The sequence below is a fragment of the Marinobacter salicampi genome (genome assembly GCF_011074795.1).
Taxonomy (GTDB): Bacteria; Pseudomonadota; Gammaproteobacteria; order Pseudomonadales; family Oleiphilaceae; genus Marinobacter; species Marinobacter salicampi.
Genome location: NZ_JAAMPF010000036.1, coordinates 206,237 through 225,577 on the forward strand (window position 1 = coordinate 206,237; position 19,341 = coordinate 225,577).

The window sequence follows — 19,341 nt, forward strand, 5'->3', positions numbered from 1 at the left end:
TGGCCGAGATGGCGGGTTTAGTTTGGAGGCGCTGGCGGTTCAGCCCGTTGCAATTTGTTTACAATGCCAGGCTAAAAACCGGCTGTGAGCTAGGCTTAAGTAGTTACTCAAAACAACAATTATCAGGAGAGTCCCTATGACATCCCTTACACCAAAATCATTTTCCCCTCTGGCCAGCTCCGTATGCGCCGCTGCAATGCTGCTGAGCCTCAGTGCACCGGCCGCTGCCGAAAATGAGCTGCCGGATAAGATGACATGGTCTGCCTACGATGTTGGGTCCGCAGGCTACGCCGAGGCCTCTGCCATTGCCGACGCCTTCGGCAAAGCGCATGGCACCCGAGTCCGTATACAGCCCTCCGGTTCCGCCATCGGTCGGCTGCAGCCCCTGATCAGCGGTCAGGCGGACTACGCCTTCCTTGCCACAGAAACTTTTTTTGCTGCTGAAGGTATTCACGATTTTGCCACCCGTCGCTGGGGCCCGCAGGATCTCCGGGCCGTCGCTGGTCGACCCTCTTCGTTCGGTATCTTCACCGCAGAGGACGCGAATATTGAATCACTGGATGATCTGGAGGGTGTCCGCTTTGCCTACGTTGCCGGCAATCCCTCCGTCAACGTGAAATGCGATGCCTTTCTGGCGTTTGCCGGTCTGACCAGGGATGACGTGGATGCCATCATTTTCCCGACTTATGCCAGCGCCATGAGCTCGCTGGCTCGTGGTGAGGCGGATGCCTCCTGCACCACCACAACGCCAAGCCATGTCTATGAACTGGCCGAATCGCCCCGTGACATTCGCTGGCTGGAAGTGCCGAAGGACGACGAGGAGGGCTGGAAACGGATTCGCGAAGTGGCGCCTTTCTTCCAGCCTTACACGGAAACCGTGGGTGCTGGCATCAGTGAAGAAAATCCGGTAGATATCCTGGCCTATCGCTATCCGGTGCTGACGGTCCGTGCCGATATGGACGAGGAAGCGGTCTACAACTACATCAAGGCGCTGGATGAGACCTTCGATATGTACAAGGACGCCACGGCGGTCATGCATCGCTGGGACCTTGAGGAAGCTGGCGTTCCTGCAATTGATGTCCCCTTCCACGCGGGGGCCATCCGCTACCTGGAAGAAAAGGGTATCTGGACCGAGGAGCACCAGTCCTGGAACGATGCACGTACCGAGCGCCTCAATGCGTTGATGGAAGCATGGCCGAAAGCTGTGGAAGAGGGCGAAGGAAAAAGCGATGACGAGTTTGCCGAGATCTGGGAAAAGCACCGTGCCGAGGCACTCAGCTCGCTCTAACCGTTTCTCAATGGCCTGAAGAAGGTGGTGCAGTTGATGCACCACTTTTTACTTCGTCTTCTCCCGGGGTGTGTTATGACTTCTTCTCAGGGTGCCGTTGCCCAGACTCCGCCACCAATTCCAGGTGAACCCGACCCGGGCCGTCTTCAAGGCGCCGGTTATTGGGGCGTTCTGATATTAGGCACCCTGGGTTTGTTGATGGCGATCAATCAGACCTTCAATCTCAAGCTGCTTGGATTTCAGCCGCTGGGAAATTCCTATCTGTACTACCTGATCGGTATTTTTCTGGCGGCGGCGTTTCTGTGCTTTCCCGCCTGGTCCGGCGCCAGACATAAAGTTCCCTGGTACGACTGGGTTTTGGGTCTGTTGGCGCTGGCTTCCTGCGGGTATCTGGGATTTCACGGATTAACCATGATTCAACTGGGCTGGGAGTTCGCGGCCCCGCTGGAAGCAACCATATCGTCAGCTGTTCTGCTGGTATTGATCCTGGAAGGTGTCCGCAGGTGCGGCGGCTGGCCGTTGCTGTTCGTCTCACTGTTCTTTGGCACCTACCCACTTTATGCCGATAGTATGCCGGGATTCCTCTGGGGCAATGAATACACCCTGCCGGAGATTATCCGCGCCCATGTTATTGGTGTTGAAAGCGTTATTGGCATCCCGATGCAGGTGGTGGCGCAACTGGTCATAGGGTTCGTGGTTTTCGGCGCTGCACTGACCATCACCGGTGGTGGTGAGTTCTTCATGAAATTTGCCACCGCTCTGATGGGCCGCAGTCGCGGTGGCCCGGCCAAAGTCTCGGTATTGTCCAGTGGTATTCTGGGCAGTCTGTCCGGCAGTGTGATTTCAAACATTCTCACGACCGGTCCGATCACCATCCCGACCATGAAGAAGTCAGGTTACCCTGCGCATTATGCGGCAGCAGTTGAGGCCTGCGCTTCCACCGGCGGCACCCTGATGCCCCCGGTCATGGGCGCGGTGGCTTTCATAATGGCGTCTTTTCTGGGGGTAGCGTACGCCGAGATCATGATTGCGGCGTTCCTGCCCGCACTGCTGTTTTACCTGGCGCTGCTTTTTCAGGTCGACAACTACGCCGCAAAACGAGGCCTGAAGGGATTACCGGACGACGAAATTCCCAGCCTTAAAGAAACCCTAAAAGAGGGTTGGCCCTACCTGTTCGCCCTGGCCATGTTGATCTACATGCTATTGGTGATGCGGCTTGAGGCCTATGCGCCCTATTACGCCTCTCTGGTATTGTTGGGTGTTTCATTGTTCAAGCGTAAGTACCGCATGAACCTTGCCCGGGCCCAGCTATTTATCCGGGACTTAACGACCAATGTGGCGAACCTGGTGGCAATTCTTGCGGGCATCGGACTGGTGGTGGGTGGACTTTCGTATACGGGTGTTGCCGGGGCGTTTTCCCGTGAGCTCCTGCTTTATGCCGGCGGCAGCATACCCCTCATGCTGGCAGCCGGTGCGGTGACCAGTTTTATTCTGGGCATGGGGATGACCGTCAGTGCCTGCTATATCTTCCTGTCTATCCTGCTTGCGCCTGCTCTGGTCAATGCCGGATTAAACCCGATAGCGAGTCATCTGTTTATCCTGTATTGGGGCATGCTGTCCTACATCACTCCGCCGGTTTCCCTGGCTGCAATAACAGCCGCCGGCGTTGCCGGTTCGAACGCCACAAAAACCGGCCTCTACTCAATGCGCCTGGGAGGCATTCTCTTTATCCTGCCGTTCCTGTTCGTGTTGAACCCCTCCCTCATCCTGCAAGGGGATATCGGTCGGATTCTGATGTCCACAGCGACGGCAATCACCGCTATCTGGCTGGTTGCTTCTGCAATGGAAGGTTATCTCTACCGGGTCGGGATTATTGCCTGGCCCCTGAGAGTGATGGCGTTGATTGCCGGCGGATTGTTGATTTATCCGAACCTGGTCAGTGAGGCCGCGGGCCTGGGGGTTATAGCATTGATGTACGCAGGAAAAGGAATCCTGAACCGGAGCGCCATGCCGGCACTCCCTCGTTGACCCCGGACCCTGACAAGAGGTGATTTCGCTGTGATTGATAAACGGGTTATATCGTTCAAAGAGGCCGTGGCGGACATTCCTGACGACGCAGTGGTCATGATAGGTGGCTTCGGCAGCTCAGGTATACCGCTGAAACTGATCGAAGCACTGCGCCAGCATGGCGCCACGGGGCTCACCATCATTTCCAATAATGCCGGCGTGGCAGAGGAAGGTATTGCTTCCCTGTTGAGGGATGGCCTGGTCCGAAAGATCGTCTGTTCTTTCCCGCGCTCAGCTGGTTCCATCTGGTTCGAGAAACGCTTTGAAGAAGGCTCGGTAGAGCTGGAGCTTGTGCCCCAGGGCACATTGAGTGAGCGTATCCGTATTGCCGGAGCCGGGATAGGCGGTTTCCTGACCCCGACCGGTTATGGCACCAAACTGGCTGAAGGAAAGGAAACCAGAGTGATTGATGGCAAGGGCTACGTACTGGAGTTGCCGCTGCCTGCGGATTTCGCGTTGATACGGGCAGAGAGCGGCGACCCCTGGGGGAATCTGATCTATAACACGGCCGGGCGCAATTTCAATCCGATGATGGCCAGCGCGGCGAGCATAACCATTGCCGAAGTAAATTCTATAGTGGCGGTCGGCGATCTGAACCCTGAGCACATCGTGACCCCCGGGATTTTCGTTGATCGGCTGGTAGCAGAGGAGATGCACCATGCTCAGGCTTAATCCCGAACAGATGGCCGAACGTGTGGCCAAGGATATACCCGACGGCGCCTATGTGAATCTTGGTATCGGTATGCCTACCAAGGTCGCAAACTACGTCTCCGGTGACAAACTGGTGATTTACCACAGTGAAAACGGCATTCTCGCCGTGGGTCCGGCCCCTGCGCCGGGGGAAGAAAATCCCAACCTGATCAATGCCGGCAAACAGTATGTAACCCTGCTTCCGGGAGGCTGCTACTTCGATAATGCGGAATCCTTCGCGATCATGCGCGGAGGGCATCTGGACATTGCCGTCCTGGGGGCCTTCCAGGTATCTGCCCGGGGTGATCTGGCGAACTGGGCGACAAACAACGACAAGTACCCCCCAGCTGTTGGGGGCGCGATGGATCTGGCAGTGGGCGCCCGCAAGCTCTTCGTGGTGATGAAGCACACGGACCGGGAGGGCGAGCCGAAAATTCTCGAACAGTGTACCTATCCCTTGACTGGCACCGGCGTGGTGCAGCGGATCTTTACCGACCTCGCCGTCATCGATGTCACACCGGACGGGCTCCAGGTCGTGGAGCTGTTTGGCAGTAATACATTTGATGAAGTGCAGGCGTTGACCGGCGCACGGTTGCTGCCCCCTGCCTGAGGCCATCGGCCATATCAGTCAGAGGATCAAACAGACGGCTCGGGGCGATACGGAATGTCGGTAGTATGAGAGCGTTATTGCGTCCGGATAACCTGACCGGGCCGAGGTCCCTTCTGACTTATCTTGCCATGGGCGCTGGCATCGCCACGTTTGTGCCAGGTCACACCGTGGCCGCCACCGTGTTTGCCTGCCTGGCCATTGTGCTGGGCTGGGGCAACCTGCGCCTGGTGGGCCGGGTGATATTTTCGCTGATCATCTTGCTGAGCGTGGCTGCACTTGCGTTCGAGCCCTCAGCCCTGCCCAGGGCCGCGGGCAATATGGCGCGTATTGGCGCTCTGATCATCACCGTGATGCTGCTATCTGCCGTGATGGCTCAATCCAGGGATCTCAAGATCATTGCCCGCAGCCTGTTTGCCGGCAAGTCTCTGGTCCGTTACATGGGCATGACCGTGGGCACGGCTCTGCTGTCGATCCCGCTGAACTTCGGGGCTGTAGGCGTGGTGGCTACCATGGTCGGCGTCCAGGTCAAGGAGAAAGGGGACAGTGCACTGGGCCGCAATGCCGCGCGGGCGGTGGTGCGTGGTTTCGGCGCTTCGCCCATGGCTTCCCCCCTGTCGATCGCCATTGTTATGACCGTGACGTTTCTGCCGGGGTTGTCGAGCTGGAAATTGATTGGCGTGGGTTTGCCCGTGGCTGTGCTCTTTCTGGTCGCCGGCGCGTATGCAAGAGAGCAGGAACCCGCCCGGGATGACGTGGCCGTGCTGCCAGAGGATCATCAACCCGCGCTTTTACCCTGGCTTCGCTTTGTTGCCATCATTGCCCTGATCTGTGCGTCTGCGTTTACCCTGAATTCCCAGGCCGGACTGGTTTATGCCCAGGCGGTCACCCTCAGCTGTCTGGCCGCGGTCATACTGGGTCTGGCCTACCGGCGTCTTGTTGACGGTATTGTTGCCCTGCCCACACTGGCGCCGGTAAACAATGAACTGGCCATCATGGGCGGCTCATCCTTTCTGGGCGGCATCATCGGCGTCTTCGCGCTGGCCTTGCTGGGGATGGATTTCAGCTTGCCGGCGTGGGCCTATCCTGTGATGGCCGCTGCGGTACCGTGGCTGTTTTTCGCCGGTGGCGCCGTGGGCGTGAACCCGATTATTTCGGGAACACTTGCCGGCAGTATCCTTGGGCCAATCTGGCCTGAGTATGGATTGCTGGGGCTGGGTCTTGGTATGACGACCGGCTGGGGCATTACCATCGCAGGCACGCCTTATTCCGCCAATTCGCTGCTGCTCGAGCGTTGCACCGGCTACAGCGCCCAACATGCGGCCTGGCAGTGGAATCTGAAGTATTCCCTGAGCGCCCTGGCTTTGAGTAGTCTGCTTTGTGCCGCACTCACTCTGCCGATCTGATTCAGCCAGGCAAACTAGCAGGTCGTATTAGCTGTGACCCGCAATCCGATGCGGCACATAGGCGCCTTCAAGGGCTGCCTTTTCCTCGTCTGAAAGTGCCAGTTCCAAGGCCGCAACAGCGTCGTCAATGTGACCAGGCTTGCTTGCCCCAATGATCGGTGCGGTCACCGCGGGGTTGGACATTACCCAGGCCAGAGCTACCTGGGCCATGCTCGTATCCCGATCCGCGGCAACCTTGCGCAGGGCGTCGATCACGGGCTGATCCATGTCACTGCCCAGGTGCCATTTGCGGGTATTCTCATCGGTCTTTGCCCGTGTACTCTCGCCGCCCTCACCCTGCACTGTCCTGCCTGCGAGTACGCCTCGAGCCAGCGGGCTCCAGGGAATAACCCCCACGCCCTGATCGATACATAGCGGGAGCATTTCGCGCTCTTCTTCCCGGTACACCAGGTTGTACATCGGCTGCATGGTGGCGAAGCGGGTCCACCCATGCATCTGCGCGGTATGCTGGGCTTTGGCAAACTGCCAGGCATACATGGACGAGGCGCCGATATAACGGGCTTTGCCAGCCTTCACGACATCGTGCAGGGCTTCCATGGTTTCTTCGATAGGCGTGTGATAGTCCCAGCGATGAATCTGGTAAAGGTCGACGTGGTCGGTACCGAGGCGCTGCAGCGAGCTATCGATGGCCGCCATGATGTGCTTTCTCGACAGACCCCGGTTGTTGGGTCCGTCCCCCATGGCATTGAAGACTTTGGTGGCAATGACCACATCCTCACGGGGCGCGTAATCCAGCAGTGCTTTGCCCACCACCCGCTCCGATTCGCCCAGTGAGTACATGTCAGCGGAATCGAAAAAGTTGATGCCGGCATCCAGTGCCTGCTTTATGAAGGGCCGGCTAGCCTGTTCGTCCAGTACCCATTCACGCCATTTCGGCGAGCCATAGGTCATGGTGCCGAGGCAGAGTGCGGACACCTTCATGCCAGTGGTTCCGAGGCGGCGGTAGTTCATGGTTCTGCTCCTTTATCTGGGGTTCAGACAAGCGTAGACGAAAGCGCTGTGACAAGGCTCCGATCCATATTCACATTGCCTTAACGGGCCCTTAATAAATGGCGAATTGTGCCCGACTGAATCAGTGCTAGGTTGAGATGGAACAATAACAATACCGAGGATAGCTTATGTTGCGTAAGACACTTTCTGCCATAGCCTTCGCCGCAGGGCTTGTCTCTGCCGCGTCAATCCAGGCGGATGACATCGAAATCGGTGCGGTGTTTCCCCTCAGCGGACCTAATGCCACCTACGGGGACATCTTCATGTCCGGTGCAGACCTGGCCGCCAGGCATATCAACGAAGACGAAATGCTGTCCGGAAACCTCAATATTCTGTATGAGGACAGTCAGGCCCTGCCCCAGCAAGGTGTGGTGGCGATGAACAAGCTGATCAATGTGGAAGGTGTTCCTTATGTGCTTTCTGCCTTTACCGGCGTTTCGAAGGCTATCTCCACGCTGGCTCAGCGCAGCGAAACGGTAGCGGTCAATGGCGGTGGTGTTGGCCCTGATCTGGCGGAACTGGGCGAATATTTCTGGAACGTCATCCCTCTGGCGAACAATGAGGTGGGCGCCCTGGCCCGATATGCCGTGGAAGACCTGGGGCATAAACGCTTCACCCTGGTCTATGTGGATGATCCCCTGGGTGAGTCGATACTTGGGGAACTGGAGAAAACGCTGCCTGAGCTCGGAGCGGAACTCGTGGAGTCTCACTCAATAGCAGCTTCCGCCCAGCAGTTCAGCAGTGTGGCAGCCAGAGTCCGCAGTGATAATCCGGATGTGGTCTACGTGGCTTCCTATGGCTCACAACAGTTGCAGATCGTTAAACAATTGCGGGACAACGGTGTAAAGGCGCAGATAGCCAGCTACTCGGCGTTCTCTGTACCAGAGCTGCAAGAGCAGGCAGAAGCCCAGGGCGCACTGTTCACAACCCAGAGCATCGATTGGGATTCGGATGACCCGGTAACCAAGCGTTTTGTCGACGATTACAAGGCCGAGCATGACAAGAACCCGACCTCTTACATTGCCAACTACTACAACGCCGTAAGAGTCTTCGGGCTGCTGGCCCAGGCTCTGGAAGAGCAGGACAAAGAACTGACCGGCGCCAATTTGCTGGCTCAGCGTAAAGCGACGGAAACCTTCGAACTTGTCGGTGGCGAAGTGTCCTTCCAGGAAAATGGCACTCTCCAGGCACCGATCCAGGTGCTCGAAGTGGACGGCTCCGGCAGCGGCAAGGTGGTCTCCGTCAAAGCAGCTGAGTAAGGGCTTGTCATGCTGTTTCTGCAACTCCTTGCCAATGGTTTGCAGGTGGGGGCGATCTACGCCCTCACCGCAGCCGGCTTCTCGCTGATCTTCGGCTCGACCAAGATATTCCACTTCGCCCACGGCGCGACGTTCGCGATTGCGGCTTACCTGTTTCACTTCGCGCTGGCCGGTCTCGGTCTGCACTGGACCTTTGCGGTCGCAGTGGCTGCTCTCAGTGCGGTGGTGTTCGGCGTGTTACTGGACAGACTCATGTACGCGCCGATCCAGCGTCACGAAGGCTCGTTCTTCACCGTATTCGTGGCGTCCTTCGGGATCGGGATCGTGGTACAGAATCTTCTCGGCAGTGTGTTTGGCAGGGGTTTCATGTCGGTGTCCACGCCCCTGAGCAACTCAATTGAGGTCATGCCCGGGCTTTACCTGTCGCCCCTGAACGGGCTCGCTGTGGTGGTTGCGATCGTCTGCTTTGTAGCCCTGCATTTCTTCATGACCCACACCTTTATTGGCAAGGGATTGAGGGCATTGAGCGAAAACCCGGAACTGGTGCGCACGTTCGGACTCAGCCCGCGTCGTCTGTCTACCTACGCTTTTGCCCTTGGGTCACTGCTGGTGGTGCCGGGTGCGATCTTTACTGCCGCAGGCACCGGTATTAATCCGGCGGTGGGTCATCACGTCATGCTGATCAGTCTGGCGGCAACCATAGTCGGCGGTATTGGCAGCCTCCGTGGCGCAGCCTGTGCCGGTTTGCTGATTGGTGTGGCGGAGAACCTGGCCATGTGGAAGTTGGGCACCCAGTGGAGCGAGGCCATTACTTTCGCGATCCTGTTCTTCTTCATCATCTTCAAACCGTCCGGATTCTTTGGCCGGGCGACGGTTTCGTGAGGCGCTGACATGACAGCTTATATATTGAACCTGCTGGTCCTGATCTCGGTGTACGCGATCCTCGCGACCACGCTGAATTTCATTATCGGCTATGCCGGCATTTTCTCTCTCGCACATGCCGTGTTTTTCGGCATCGGTGGCTACACGGCAGCCCTGGTGGCGATGAATGTGAGCCCGGAGTTCTTCGTGGCGGTGCCTGCCGCCATGGCGGCTGCCGCGGTAACCTCCCTGCTGCTGGCCTTACCTGCCTTGCGGGTTCGAGGAGAATACTTTGTGGCGGCCTCACTGGGCCTGCAGGTGTTGGCTGTCACCCTGTTCTCGGAGTGGAAGAGTTTTACCGGGGGTATAGGTGGGGTGATCGGGATTCCCGCTGTGGAGCTGTTCGGTTTTCCGGTTTACAAACCGTGGCAGTTCCTGGTGATGGCGCTGATTTGTCTGGCGATCATCATTGCGATTACCCGGACGCTGGTACACACCAGTTTCGGTCGCAGCCTGAAGGCAATCCGCGACAGTGAATCGGCCGCGCTGGCCTCAGGCAAGAACATAACGGTGATCAAGACGTTCTCCGTTGTACTTTCTTCTGCGCTGGCAGCCGTTGCCGGCGCGCTCTATGCCTTCTATATGAGCTTCATCAACGTCGAGAGCTTCATGCTCGACACTTCGGTGATGGTGATGGCGATGGTCATTATCGGAGGCACGGCGACGATTGTGGGGCCCCTGTTAGGGGCTGCACTGCTGATGCTGATGCCGAGTGCGCTGACGTATCTGACCTTTCTGCCTCAGACCGAAATTGGCTCCATTCAGCAGATCGTCTACGGCCTGGCCATGGTGTTGCTGATGATTTTCCGTCCCGGCGGCATCGTGAGTTCGCACCCGGGAGGTGGTAAATGAGCGCAGAACCAGTGACAGCCCGCGAAACCGCAAATCCGGCCCCCGGCTCTGGGTTTACCGGCTCTACCGACGACCAGGAAGTGTTGCTGGAGATCAACAGTCTCAGCAAGAACTTCGGGGGTCTTCAGGCAATCAGTGACGTGTCCCTGAATCTGCGGGCGGGCATCATTACGACTCTGGTCGGCCCCAATGGAGCCGGCAAAACCACCTTGTTCAATATGATTACCGGTCACATTCAGCCCTCTCAGGGCGACGTACGCTGGCAGGGTGAGTCACTGATTGGCAAGGCTCCGTGGCGCATTGCCAGGAAAGGGATAGCCAGAACCTTCCAGGATCTGCGGCTGTTTACCCATATGACGGTGGAAGAAAATATCCTGACCATGATGGAGCCCGGCTCCTGGCTCTGGCAGCCCGGCGGTAAATCCCGTAAGGCCAGGCGATACAGCAAGGTCAGCCAGATTATGGACAGAACAGGGCTTACGGCGAAGCGCCATACCCGTGCGCTTGATCTGGCCTACGCCGAGCGCAAGTTCCTGAGCCTGGCCCGCATCATGGCGACTGACTCGCGCCTGTGGCTGCTGGATGAACCGGCATCCGGGCTGGATCCCAATTCCTACAATCTCTTCCTGCAGCTGCTCCGGGAGGAAGTAAAAGAGGGGATTACCGTCTGCATCATTGAACACAATCTGGACATTGTGGTGAATATCTCTGACCGGATTGCGTTCCTCGACCAGGGCAGATTGCTGGCTGACGGCGAGCCGGAAACCATCCTGAACGACCCGGCGCTGGCCGCCATTTACTTCGGGGAGAGGTAGCCATGACAGACAGAACGGTCCAGGTTGAGAACCTGGTGGTCGGTTACGGCGGCCGGCCCGTGCTTACCGACATCAGTTTGCACATAAACAGCAACGAAGTGCTGTGCCTTATCGGCCATAACGGGGCGGGCAAATCCACCCTGCTCAAAGCCATTTTTGGCCTGGTGCCCCACGAGGGCGGCCGGATTCTGTTCAATGGCAAACCCGCCGTTACCGAGCCCCGGGCCATGACCATGGCCGGCATGTCCATGGTCCCGGAAGGCCGTGGCGTGTTCCCTGGTATGACGGTTGAGGAAACCATGAGCCTCGGCATGTGGGCAGCGGGTGTTCCGGAAAAAGCGCGGCCGGAACGCATCGAGTGGGTGATGTCGATTCTGCCGATGATGAAAAAGTTCTACCGGACCCGAGCCGGCGATCTGTCGGGCGGGCAGCAGCAGATGGTTTCCATTGGCCGGGCACTGCTCAGCCGGCCCCGCTGTTTGCTGATGGACGAGCCATCCATCGGGCTGGCGCCAAAACTGTTCCAGGATCTGTGTGGCCCGATACGTGAGCTGCAACAGAAAACCGGCATGTCGATCCTGCTGGTGGAGCAGAACGTCAAGGAAGCCCTGAAAATATCGGACCGGGTGGTGGTAATGAAATCGGGCCGGATGACGTGGGAAGGTCAGCCCTCCGAGCTGAGCGATAACAAGAAGCTGATGGAGCTTTACTGATGTCGAAGAAGCTGACCCTGGCTGCACTGGTGACACGGCATCTGGAACAGGCGCCGGAGTCGTGCGCCCTGATAGTGGGCGGGCGCCGTATCAGCTATGGCGAACTTGACCAGATGGGGCGCGCAGCCGCAGCCTGGCTCCATGAGCAGGGCATTGGCCACGGTGACAGGGCCGCTGTGTGGCTTGTGAACCGGCCCGAATGGCTGGCGCTGATGTTGGGTCTGTCCCGCCTGGGTGCGGTCCTGGTGGCGGTCAATACCCGCTATCGCACCGCAGAGCTGCAGCATATTCTGTCCGCTTCCAGTGCCCGTATGCTGATCATGCAGCCGGGCTTTCGCAAGATCGATTTCCAGCTTCTGCTGGAAGAACTTGAACCAGCTACAGTACCGGATCTCGAGAAGATCGCTGTGCTTGACGCAGCCCTTGACCATGACGCGCAAATGCCGCAGCTAGCCGGGTGTTCAACACGGCCGTTTCCGGATCTCGAAGCCTTCGATGCGCCGGACCTGGAGGACAACTCCAGCGAGCAGGATCTGGCGATGCTGTTCACGACCTCGGGCACCACCAAACTACCGAAGCTGGTCATGCACACCCAGCGATCACTCGCCACCCATGCGGACTCAGTGGCCCGAGCCTTCCGGTTCGATCAGCCCGGTGCCGGCCTGCTCGCGCCTTTGCCCTTCTGCGGAACTTTTGGGCTGGTGCCGGTGATGACGGCCCTGGCGGCAGGCATACCCATCGCGGTGATGGAAACCTTTGACGGCGAGCCTGCGGTAGAGCTTATTCAGAAGCATAGACTGACGCACATCTTTGGCAGTGATGAAATGTATTGGAAGATTCTTGCGGCCATGCCTGAAGAAGCCAGGTTCGACAGTCTCCGCATGTGTGGATTCGCCTCCTTCCAGACCGGCGCGGAAGAGCTTGCCAGGGCAGCAGACGCCAGAGGTATGCCACTGGCGGGTGTCTACGGATCCAGCGAGGTGCAGGCTCTTTTCTCGGTTCAGGCGGTAGACGGAGACAGACAGGAGCGATGCAAAGGGGGCGGCTTTCGGGCTGACCCGGAAGCACAACTCAGGGTCCGCGATGTCGAATCCGGCGAATTACTGGAGCCGGAGCAGAGCGGTGTTCTGGAAATCCAGGCGGCGGGTAACTTTGCGGGCTATTTCAATAATCCGGAAGCGACCGCCGAGGCAGTTGATAACGAGGGCTATTTCACCACCGGCGATATTGGATACCTGCGCCGGGATAGCTCTTTTGTGTATCAGACCCGTGCCGGCGATGCCATACGCCTCGGCGGCTTTCTGGTAAACCCCGCGGAAATTGAAGACATGCTGAGAGACTGCCCCGGCATTGCAGAAGCTCAGGTAATCGGCGCCGATGTGGATGGAAAATCTGCCTGTGTAGCCTTTGTCATTTCGGGACCGGGGATCGATATTGATGCCGAGGGCGTCCGTGCCTGGCTCAGGAACGTCATAGCGCCGTTCAAGGTACCGGCCCGGGTCTGGTTCCTGGACGCCTTCCCGGTGACAGAAAGCGCAAACGGCACCAAGATTCAGCGTGCAAAGCTGAGGGCCATGGCTCTGGAGCGCGACTCAAACACAAACCCCTGAGGTGACATCATGAAACAGCGACGAGCAGCCATAGTGACGCCTGTACGCACCGGAGTCGGCGCGTTTGGCAAAGCGTTAAGACCGGTAGCGGTTGAAGATCTGATTGCGACGGTGGTCAGGGAAACCATCAGGCGAGCCGGGATTGATCCGGCCCTGATTGAAGACGTGGTAGTGGCGCAGTCCTACGCCAACAGCGAAGTTCCCTGTGTGGGCCGCTGGGCCGCCTTGCAGGCGGGGTTACCGAACCATGTGCCGGGCATGCAGCTGGACCGTCGCTGCGGCGGTGGCCTACAGGCCGTTATTAACGCGGTGATGATGGTCGAGTCCGGAGCCTGCGATGTGGTCGTGGCAGGTGGCGTCGAGAGCATGAGCAACATTGAGTACTACTCCACCGACATGCGCTGGGGCAAGAAGGCTGGCTCTTCCACCCTGCATGACCGATTGGATCGTGGCCGCGAACGCTCCCAGCCCGAGGGCCGTTTCGGCTACATCTCCGGCATGATCGAGACAGCGGAGAATCTGGCAAAAAAATACAGCATTTCCCGCGACGAGGCGGATGCCTATGCCATGCGCAGTCATCAGCGGGCAGCGACAGCTTGGGATGAGGGGCGCTTTGATGACGAAGTCGTTCAGCTCGACATTCCCCAGCGCAAGGCGGAGCCACTCCCGTTCCTGCGGGATGAGGGTATCCGTCCCGAAACGACCATGGAATCACTCGCAAAACTGAACCCCATTATCAAAGGCGGCACCGTAACAGCGGGTAATGCCAGCCAGCAAAGCGATGCGGCGGCGGCCTGTCTGGTGGTTTCAGAAGACAAACTGGCGGAACTGAATCTTGATCCGATGGCCTTCATGGTGGGTTGGGCCTCGGTAGGCTGTCATCCCGGGATCATGGGTATTGGTCCGGTGCCGGCCGTCGAGAAGCTTTTCCGCAACACCGGGCTCGGTTTCAACGATATGGATCTGGTGGAGCTGAACGAAGCGTTTGCCTGCCAGGTGCTGTCAGTGCTCAAAGAGTGGGGCTGGGATGACCATGACCGCCTCAACGTTAACGGTTCGGGGATTTCTCTTGGCCATCCCATTGGCGCAACCGGTGTCCGCATCATGACCAGTCTTCTGCATGAGATGAAAAGAAGGGACTGCCGTTACGGGCTGGAAACCATGTGCGTCGGTGGCGGGCAGGGTGTCGCTGCAATTTTTGAACGCGCTTGATGCGCCGGGGACCTTATGGATAACTCGTTATATTTTGAAGACCTGAAAACAGGCGAAGTGTTCGAGAGCACCGGCAGAACCGTTACGGAAACGGACATGACCATGTTTTCCATGCTGTCCGGGGACTGGAACCCGGTTCACTGTGATCAGGAATTTGCCAGCAAAACCCGCTACGGGGAGCGTCTGGTCCACGGCGCGTACGGAATTGCCATTGCGACCGGCATGATGCATACCCTGGGGGTTTTCGAGAAGTCCGCGGTGGCTATGATGTCCATCAGCGACTGGAAGTTCGTCAAACCCATTACGATCGGCATGACCCTGCGGTTGAAGCTGTCGATCCTCGATTTCGAGGCGGGAACCAGCAAGCGCGTGGGGCGGGTCAACCGGCGGTTGCAGCTGGTCAACCAGCATGACGAGGTGGTTCAGGACGGTGTTTCGGACATGCTCATTCTCAAGCGAAGTGGAATCGTCGAGAGTTAGGCTGAGCCGGACAGGCCCAGACAGAACCCCAGGGTTCCGGCGTTAGCCAGCGCTCACTGGGGCTTTGGTCAGGCAGGCCTCGGCGCGGATTTCCTCCACCAGCTCCTTGCCACAGGTCGGTAAAGCGTCCAGTTCCCTGACGATCAGGCTACGTTCCCGTTCGGCCCAGCTATCTTCAAGCTCAATAATCGCAATATCCATGAACTTCGCGTAGCGGTGCGCGATGGAGCGGGGCAGAATGCCGATCCCCACGCCACGGCTCACCATCCGGCAGGCCGACTCAAACCCGAAAACCTGTATTCGCATCTGCAGTTGTGCATTGATTTCGCTAGCCTGCCCCCGCAGGAAATTGAACAGGGTACTGCCTTCGCGCAGGCCGATGTGTGGGTAACCAAGGGTTTCCTGGAAGCTGATGCTTTTACGCCCGGCCAGAACATGGTCGATCGGTGTGACAACCACCAGCCGGTCAACGTTGAACGGAATGATTTCCAGCTTCTTCGCCGTCACCGGCCCGGCGACCACGCCAAGGTCGGTGGAGCCGTCTATCACGCCCCGCACGATGTCGTTGGTGAGTCGCTCCTGAAGGTCAACGGTCACACCCGGTCGCGACACAAGAAACCGTGCCAACACATCCGGCATGAAATCGCTCACGGCGGTGGTGTTGGCGAAAATGCGGATGTGGCCGGATTGGCCCTGAGCGTATTGGGAGAACTCATCCTTGATGTAGTCCACCTGACGCATGATGGCCCGGGCATGCACCAATAGGTCGTGGCCTGCGGGCGTCAACTCGACTCCCTGGCTGTCCCGGTAGAACAGGCGGCTACCAAGCTGGCCTTCAAGAGCTTTGATGCGCATGCTGGCAGCAGCGGTTGACAGGCTGGCCCTACGGGCGCCGGCGGTCAGACTGCTGGCTTCAGCTACATGGATAAAAAGACGTAGATCGGGAAGATCAAAATGCATAGTGGGGTATCGGCAGCATGCTAACCAGGGGACTGTCAGTCTAAACCACGGGGGTGTTCATGGAAACCAAACGCACCCTTGAGGAAAATCGAATTCCCTCGTCTCTGATATACCTGCATTCTCATAAAAATTAAAAACCTAGAATACCTATTGATAGAGGCAGCGTCATGGCGAAACCAGCTGAGGACTGGATTGGCAAACAGGAGTCCTGCACGGACGCCCTTGATAGCGCTCTTGCCAACCGGATTGCCGCCATGCTGGCACGGCCTTTTGCTCATCATGGGGAGCCGCTGGCCCCGCTCTGGCACTGGGCCTTTTTCCAGATACCGGTGCCTCCCTCCGGAACCGGGCCGGATGGCCACATAGCACCCGGTGATTTCCTGCCGGAGTCTGACGGCAACACACGTATGTGGGCTGGTGGCCGGGTTGAGTTTCATAAGCCACTGGTAACCGGTCGGGACGCCGAGCGGCAGTCCCGGATCAAATCCGTTACTGAAAAAACCGGTCGTGCCGGCAAACTGCTGTTCGTGACCGTAGAGCACCTTTATCGCCAGGGCGGCGAGCTCTGCCTGAGTGAAGAGCAGGATATCGTCTATAAAACGCCGTCGGCCCCCAAACTGTCACTGGACAAGCCAGTGGAGGAAGCCCAATGGAGTGTCAGCATCACACCTTCGCCACTGCTCCTGTTCCGCTATTCCGCCGTAACCTTTAACGGCCACCGCATTCATTACGATCATCCCTATGCCACGGAGGTGGAAGGTTACCCGGACCTGGTAGTTCAGGGCCCGCTGATCGCGACGCTTATGGTGCAGGCCTTTATGGAGGCAAATCCGGACCGCACACTGGTGCGCCTGTCATATAGAGGCTTGAGGCCCCTGACGGTGAATAAGCTGTTCAGGGTGGAGGGACGGATCAGCGGCGAGGGCAAAGCCCTGCTCTGGGCTGCCAATGCAGGTGGCCCGGCCCATGAGGCAGAAATTGAATTCGAGGAGAACCGATAGATGACCAGTCCATCCATGAAGAAGTATGAGGACATCCGCGAGGGCGTACGTGGCCTCTGTGCAGAGTTTGATGCGGCCTATTGGCGGGGGGTGGACGAACGGAAAGCCTTTCCGGAAGAATTCGTTGAAGCCATGACCCGTGCAGGCTGGCTGGCCGCGATGATCCCCGAGGAATATGGCGGTTCGGGGCTGGGCGTCTCGGAAGCCTCGGTTATTCTGGAGGAGGTCAACCTTGCCGGCGGTAACTCGGGAACGGTGCATGGCCAGATGTACAACATGTTTACCCTGCTGCGACATGGCAGCGAAGAACAGAAGCAGAATTACCTGCCCCGAATTGCCGCCGGAGATCTGCGATTGCAGTCGATGGCAGTGACTGAACCGACAACCGGAACCGATACCACCAAGATAAAAACGACCGCTGAGCGCCGAGGCGACAAGTATGTGGTCAACGGTCAGAAAGTGTGGATCTCCCGGGTTCAGCACTCGGACCTGATGATCCTGCTGGCCCGAACCACGCCGCTGGCGGAGGTAAAGCGTAAAGCAGAGGGCATGTCGATTTTTATCGTTGACCTGCACCAGGCCATCGGTAACGGTCTAACGGTTCAGCCCATTGCCAACATGGTAAATCACGAAACCAACGAGCTGTTCTTCGACAACCTCGAAATTCCTGCCGACAGCCTGATCGGTGAGGAAGGTAAGGGTTTCCGTTACATTCTTGATGGTCTGAATGCCGAGCGTGCCCTGATTGCCGCTGAGTGCATTGGCGACGGCCGCTGGTTTATCGACAAGGCCCGCAAATACGCCTGCGATAGGGAAGTGTTTGGCCGACCGATCGGTAAGAACCAGGGCATCCAGTTCCCCATCGCCAAGGCGCACATCAACGTGGAAGCGGCCGATCTGATGCGCTGGCGTGCCTGCGAGGAATACGACAGCGGCCAGAACGCCGGTGCCAGCGCCAATATGGCGAAGTACCTGGCGGCGGAAGCTTCCTGGGAGGCCGCTAACGTCTGCCTGCAGACCCACGGTGGCTTCGGGTTTGCCACCGAATACGATGTCGAGCGCAAGTTTCGTGAAACCCGGTTGTATCAGGTGGCGCCGATATCCACCAACCTGATTCTGTCCTATGTGGCTGAGCATCTACTGGAATTGCCACGCTCGTTTTAAGCCTCTTATAGCCACACCAGAAAAGCTGAGGAACGTTCGTGAACCACAGCAAGAACAGCCCCCTGCCGCTGGCGGGCATAACGGTTATCGCCCTGGAGCAGGCCGTGGCCGCCCCCCTGTGTACCCGTAACCTCGCCGAGCAGGGCGCCCGCGTGATCAAGATTGAGCGGCCCGGGCAAGGCGATTTTGCGCGCCTGTACGATGAGCGTGTGAATGGTCTGTCTTCGCATTTCGTCTGGGTCAACCGTTCCAAGGAGAGCCTGACACTGGATCTGAAAACGGGCGAGGGCATGGCCATTCTGCACCAATTGCTCGCAGAGGCCGATGTTCTGGTGCAGAACCTGGCACCGGGAGCGACAGCCCGGATGAGCCTTTCGTTTGCAGACCTGCATCCGCGATATCCGCGGCTCACGGTCTGTGATATCTCGGGCTACGGTCAGGGCGGTCCGTATCAGGACAAGAAGGCCTACGATCTGATGATTCAGAGCGAAAGCGGCTTTCTTTCGGTTACGGGTACGCCCGAGCCGGACGGCATGGCAAAGGCGGGCTGTTCGGTGGCTGACATCGCCGCCGGTACCTATGCCCAGAGCAATATCCTCTCGGCTTTGCTGTTGCGTGGCCAGACCGGGGAGGGCAGCCATATCGATATTTCCATGTTGGAATCTCTGGTCGAGTGGATGGGCTATCCCATGTACTACAGCTATAAAGAAGCGCCATCACCGGAGCGGGCCGGTGCCTCCCATTCCACGATCTACCCGTACGGACCCTTTCCCGTCGGGGACGGAAACACCGTCATGCTGGGGCTGCAGAATGACAGGGAGTGGCGGGGATTTTGTGAGCTGGTGATGGCAATGCCCGAGCTGGTGGAGGACCCTCGATTTGCGACCAATCCCCTGCGGTCGGCCAACCGTGTTGAGCTTGATGGTCTGATCCGGGATGTGTTTTCGCGACTCGCCCTGGCGGAGGTCACCCGCCGCCTTGATGCCGCCGGCATTGCCAATGCCGCCGTGAATGAGATGGGGCAGGTCTGGGCCCATCCCCAGTTGAGCGCACGGGACCGATGGTTTGACGTGCTGACACCCGCAGGCGAGGTGCCAGCGCTGAAGTCCCCCGGGCTCTGGTTCCCACAGGCGGCATCGGCGGTACCTGCGGTGGGGGAACACACCCGCCCGATACTGCAGACCCTGGGTTACAGCGGAGAACAGATTGAGCAGTTTGAGCATGCTGGTGTGATATGACCAGCCAA

General features: G+C 58.3%; 18 protein-coding genes. 16 read left to right on the forward strand and 2 right to left on the reverse strand.

What is annotated here, in order from left to right; translation table 11 throughout:
- Positions 1-136: 136 nt before the first annotated feature.
- From G7W63_RS18815 to G7W63_RS18835, 5 genes are all read left to right on the forward strand, one after another.
- Entirely contained in the window at positions 137-1,288 is a 1,152-nt protein-coding gene (locus G7W63_RS18815) for a TAXI family TRAP transporter solute-binding subunit (protein ID WP_166262012.1), read from the forward strand.
- Positions 1,289-1,363: 75 nt separating this feature from the next.
- Positions 1,364-3,316, forward strand: coding sequence for a TRAP transporter permease (locus G7W63_RS18820; protein WP_166262014.1), 1,953 nt, complete (start codon positions 1,364-1,366; stop codon positions 3,314-3,316).
- Positions 3,317-3,346: 30 nt separating this feature from the next.
- The gene (locus G7W63_RS18825) at positions 3,347-4,027 is read left to right on the forward strand and encodes a 3-oxoacid CoA-transferase subunit A (RefSeq protein WP_166262016.1); all 681 of its coding nucleotides are present in this window, start codon (positions 3,347-3,349) and stop codon (positions 4,025-4,027) included.
- On the forward strand, positions 4,014-4,655 hold the full coding sequence (locus tag G7W63_RS18830; RefSeq protein WP_166262018.1) for a 3-oxoacid CoA-transferase subunit B: 642 nt from the start codon (positions 4,014-4,016) through the stop codon (positions 4,653-4,655). Before G7W63_RS18825 ends, G7W63_RS18830 begins: the two co-directional genes overlap by 14 nt.
- 65 nt (positions 4,656-4,720) lie before the next feature.
- Positions 4,721-6,058: a hypothetical protein gene (locus G7W63_RS18835; protein ID WP_166262020.1), complete on the forward strand. Its 1,338-nt coding sequence runs from the start codon at positions 4,721-4,723 to the stop codon at positions 6,056-6,058.
- A gap of 27 nt (positions 6,059-6,085) precedes the next feature.
- Here G7W63_RS18835 and G7W63_RS18840 read toward each other — a convergent pair whose 3' ends face one another.
- The gene (locus tag G7W63_RS18840; protein WP_166262022.1) at positions 6,086-7,069 is read right to left on the reverse strand and encodes an aldo/keto reductase; all 984 of its coding nucleotides are present in this window, start codon (positions 7,067-7,069) and stop codon (positions 6,086-6,088) included.
- A gap of 167 nt (positions 7,070-7,236) precedes the next feature.
- Here G7W63_RS18840 and G7W63_RS18845 point away from each other — a divergent pair, with 167 nt between their 5' ends.
- Genes G7W63_RS18845 through G7W63_RS18880 form a run of 8 tightly spaced genes read left to right on the forward strand, consistent with a single transcriptional unit; the run spans position 7,237 to position 14,970 of the window.
- The gene (locus G7W63_RS18845) at positions 7,237-8,367 is read left to right on the forward strand and encodes an ABC transporter substrate-binding protein (RefSeq protein WP_166262024.1); all 1,131 of its coding nucleotides are present in this window, start codon (positions 7,237-7,239) and stop codon (positions 8,365-8,367) included.
- 9 nt (positions 8,368-8,376) lie between these two features.
- The gene (locus G7W63_RS18850) at positions 8,377-9,249 is read left to right on the forward strand and encodes a branched-chain amino acid ABC transporter permease (RefSeq protein WP_166262026.1); all 873 of its coding nucleotides are present in this window, start codon (positions 8,377-8,379) and stop codon (positions 9,247-9,249) included.
- 24 nt (positions 9,250-9,273) lie between these two features.
- The gene (locus tag G7W63_RS18855; RefSeq protein ID WP_207309002.1) at positions 9,274-10,140 is read left to right on the forward strand and encodes a branched-chain amino acid ABC transporter permease; all 867 of its coding nucleotides are present in this window, start codon (positions 9,274-9,276) and stop codon (positions 10,138-10,140) included.
- Positions 10,137-10,955 carry an ABC transporter ATP-binding protein gene (locus G7W63_RS18860; protein ID WP_166262030.1) on the forward strand — a complete coding sequence of 273 codons (819 nt, stop codon included), beginning with the start codon at positions 10,137-10,139 and terminating at the stop codon, positions 10,953-10,955. The genes G7W63_RS18855 and G7W63_RS18860 overlap by 4 nt, the downstream gene beginning before the upstream one ends.
- Positions 10,956-10,957: 2 nt before the next feature.
- Entirely contained in the window at positions 10,958-11,668 is a 711-nt protein-coding gene (locus G7W63_RS18865; RefSeq protein ID WP_166262032.1) for an ABC transporter ATP-binding protein, read from the forward strand.
- Positions 11,668-13,278 (forward strand): AMP-binding protein, encoded by a 1,611-nt coding sequence (locus G7W63_RS18870; protein WP_166262034.1) that lies wholly within the window; start codon positions 11,668-11,670, stop codon positions 13,276-13,278. The genes G7W63_RS18865 and G7W63_RS18870 overlap by 1 nt, the downstream gene beginning before the upstream one ends.
- Before the next feature lie 9 nt (positions 13,279-13,287).
- Positions 13,288-14,490, forward strand: a complete 1,203-nt coding sequence (locus tag G7W63_RS18875) for an acetyl-CoA C-acetyltransferase (RefSeq protein ID WP_166262036.1) — start codon at positions 13,288-13,290, stop codon at positions 14,488-14,490.
- Positions 14,491-14,505: 15 nt separating this feature from the next.
- A complete protein-coding gene (locus G7W63_RS18880) occupies positions 14,506-14,970 on the forward strand; it encodes a MaoC/PaaZ C-terminal domain-containing protein (RefSeq protein ID WP_166262038.1) in 465 nt (154 codons plus the stop codon).
- A gap of 42 nt (positions 14,971-15,012) precedes the next feature.
- Here the strand turns inward: G7W63_RS18880 and G7W63_RS18885 are convergent, their stop codons facing one another.
- Positions 15,013-15,930, reverse strand: a complete 918-nt coding sequence (locus tag G7W63_RS18885; protein WP_166262040.1) for a LysR family transcriptional regulator — start codon at positions 15,928-15,930, stop codon at positions 15,013-15,015.
- A 167-nt stretch (positions 15,931-16,097) separates the two neighbouring features.
- Between G7W63_RS18885 and G7W63_RS18890 the strand changes: the two genes are divergently transcribed.
- The 3 genes from G7W63_RS18890 to G7W63_RS18900 are packed head-to-tail and all read left to right on the forward strand — an operon-like array spanning position 16,098 to position 19,333.
- Positions 16,098-16,931 (forward strand): HTD2 family dehydratase, encoded by an 834-nt coding sequence (locus G7W63_RS18890; RefSeq protein WP_166262042.1) that lies wholly within the window; start codon positions 16,098-16,100, stop codon positions 16,929-16,931.
- A gap of 15 nt (positions 16,932-16,946) precedes the next feature.
- Complete coding sequence (locus G7W63_RS18895) at positions 16,947-18,095, forward strand: acyl-CoA dehydrogenase family protein (protein ID WP_207309014.1); 1,149 nt, start codon at positions 16,947-16,949, stop codon at positions 18,093-18,095.
- Between the two features lie 38 nt (positions 18,096-18,133).
- Positions 18,134-19,333 carry a CaiB/BaiF CoA transferase family protein gene (locus tag G7W63_RS18900; protein WP_166262046.1) on the forward strand — a complete coding sequence of 400 codons (1,200 nt, stop codon included), beginning with the start codon at positions 18,134-18,136 and terminating at the stop codon, positions 19,331-19,333.
- Positions 19,334-19,341 lie beyond the last annotated feature (8 nt).

Coding starts and splice junctions, on each gene's coding strand:
- G7W63_RS18830 (WP_166262018.1), top strand. CDS start 4,014: ATGCTCAGGCTTAATCCCGAACAGATGGCCGAACGTGTGGCCAAGGAT.
- G7W63_RS18890 (WP_166262042.1), top strand. CDS start 16,098: ATGGCGAAACCAGCTGAGGACTGGATTGGCAAACAGGAGTCCTGCACG.
- G7W63_RS18820 (WP_166262014.1), top strand. CDS start 1,364: ATGACTTCTTCTCAGGGTGCCGTTGCCCAGACTCCGCCACCAATTCCA.
- G7W63_RS18895 (WP_207309014.1), top strand. CDS start 16,947: ATGAAGAAGTATGAGGACATCCGCGAGGGCGTACGTGGCCTCTGTGCA.
- G7W63_RS18870 (WP_166262034.1), top strand. CDS start 11,668: ATGTCGAAGAAGCTGACCCTGGCTGCACTGGTGACACGGCATCTGGAA.
- G7W63_RS18840 (WP_166262022.1), bottom strand. CDS start 7,069: ATGAACTACCGCCGCCTCGGAACCACTGGCATGAAGGTGTCCGCACTC.
- G7W63_RS18850 (WP_166262026.1), top strand. CDS start 8,377: ATGCTGTTTCTGCAACTCCTTGCCAATGGTTTGCAGGTGGGGGCGATC.
- G7W63_RS18865 (WP_166262032.1), top strand. CDS start 10,958: ATGACAGACAGAACGGTCCAGGTTGAGAACCTGGTGGTCGGTTACGGC.
- G7W63_RS18885 (WP_166262040.1), bottom strand. CDS start 15,930: ATGCATTTTGATCTTCCCGATCTACGTCTTTTTATCCATGTAGCTGAA.
- G7W63_RS18835 (WP_166262020.1), top strand. CDS start 4,721: ATGAGAGCGTTATTGCGTCCGGATAACCTGACCGGGCCGAGGTCCCTT.
- G7W63_RS18860 (WP_166262030.1), top strand. CDS start 10,137: ATGAGCGCAGAACCAGTGACAGCCCGCGAAACCGCAAATCCGGCCCCC.
- G7W63_RS18845 (WP_166262024.1), top strand. CDS start 7,237: ATGTTGCGTAAGACACTTTCTGCCATAGCCTTCGCCGCAGGGCTTGTC.
- G7W63_RS18880 (WP_166262038.1), top strand. CDS start 14,506: ATGGATAACTCGTTATATTTTGAAGACCTGAAAACAGGCGAAGTGTTC.
- G7W63_RS18815 (WP_166262012.1), top strand. CDS start 137: ATGACATCCCTTACACCAAAATCATTTTCCCCTCTGGCCAGCTCCGTA.
- G7W63_RS18875 (WP_166262036.1), top strand. CDS start 13,288: ATGAAACAGCGACGAGCAGCCATAGTGACGCCTGTACGCACCGGAGTC.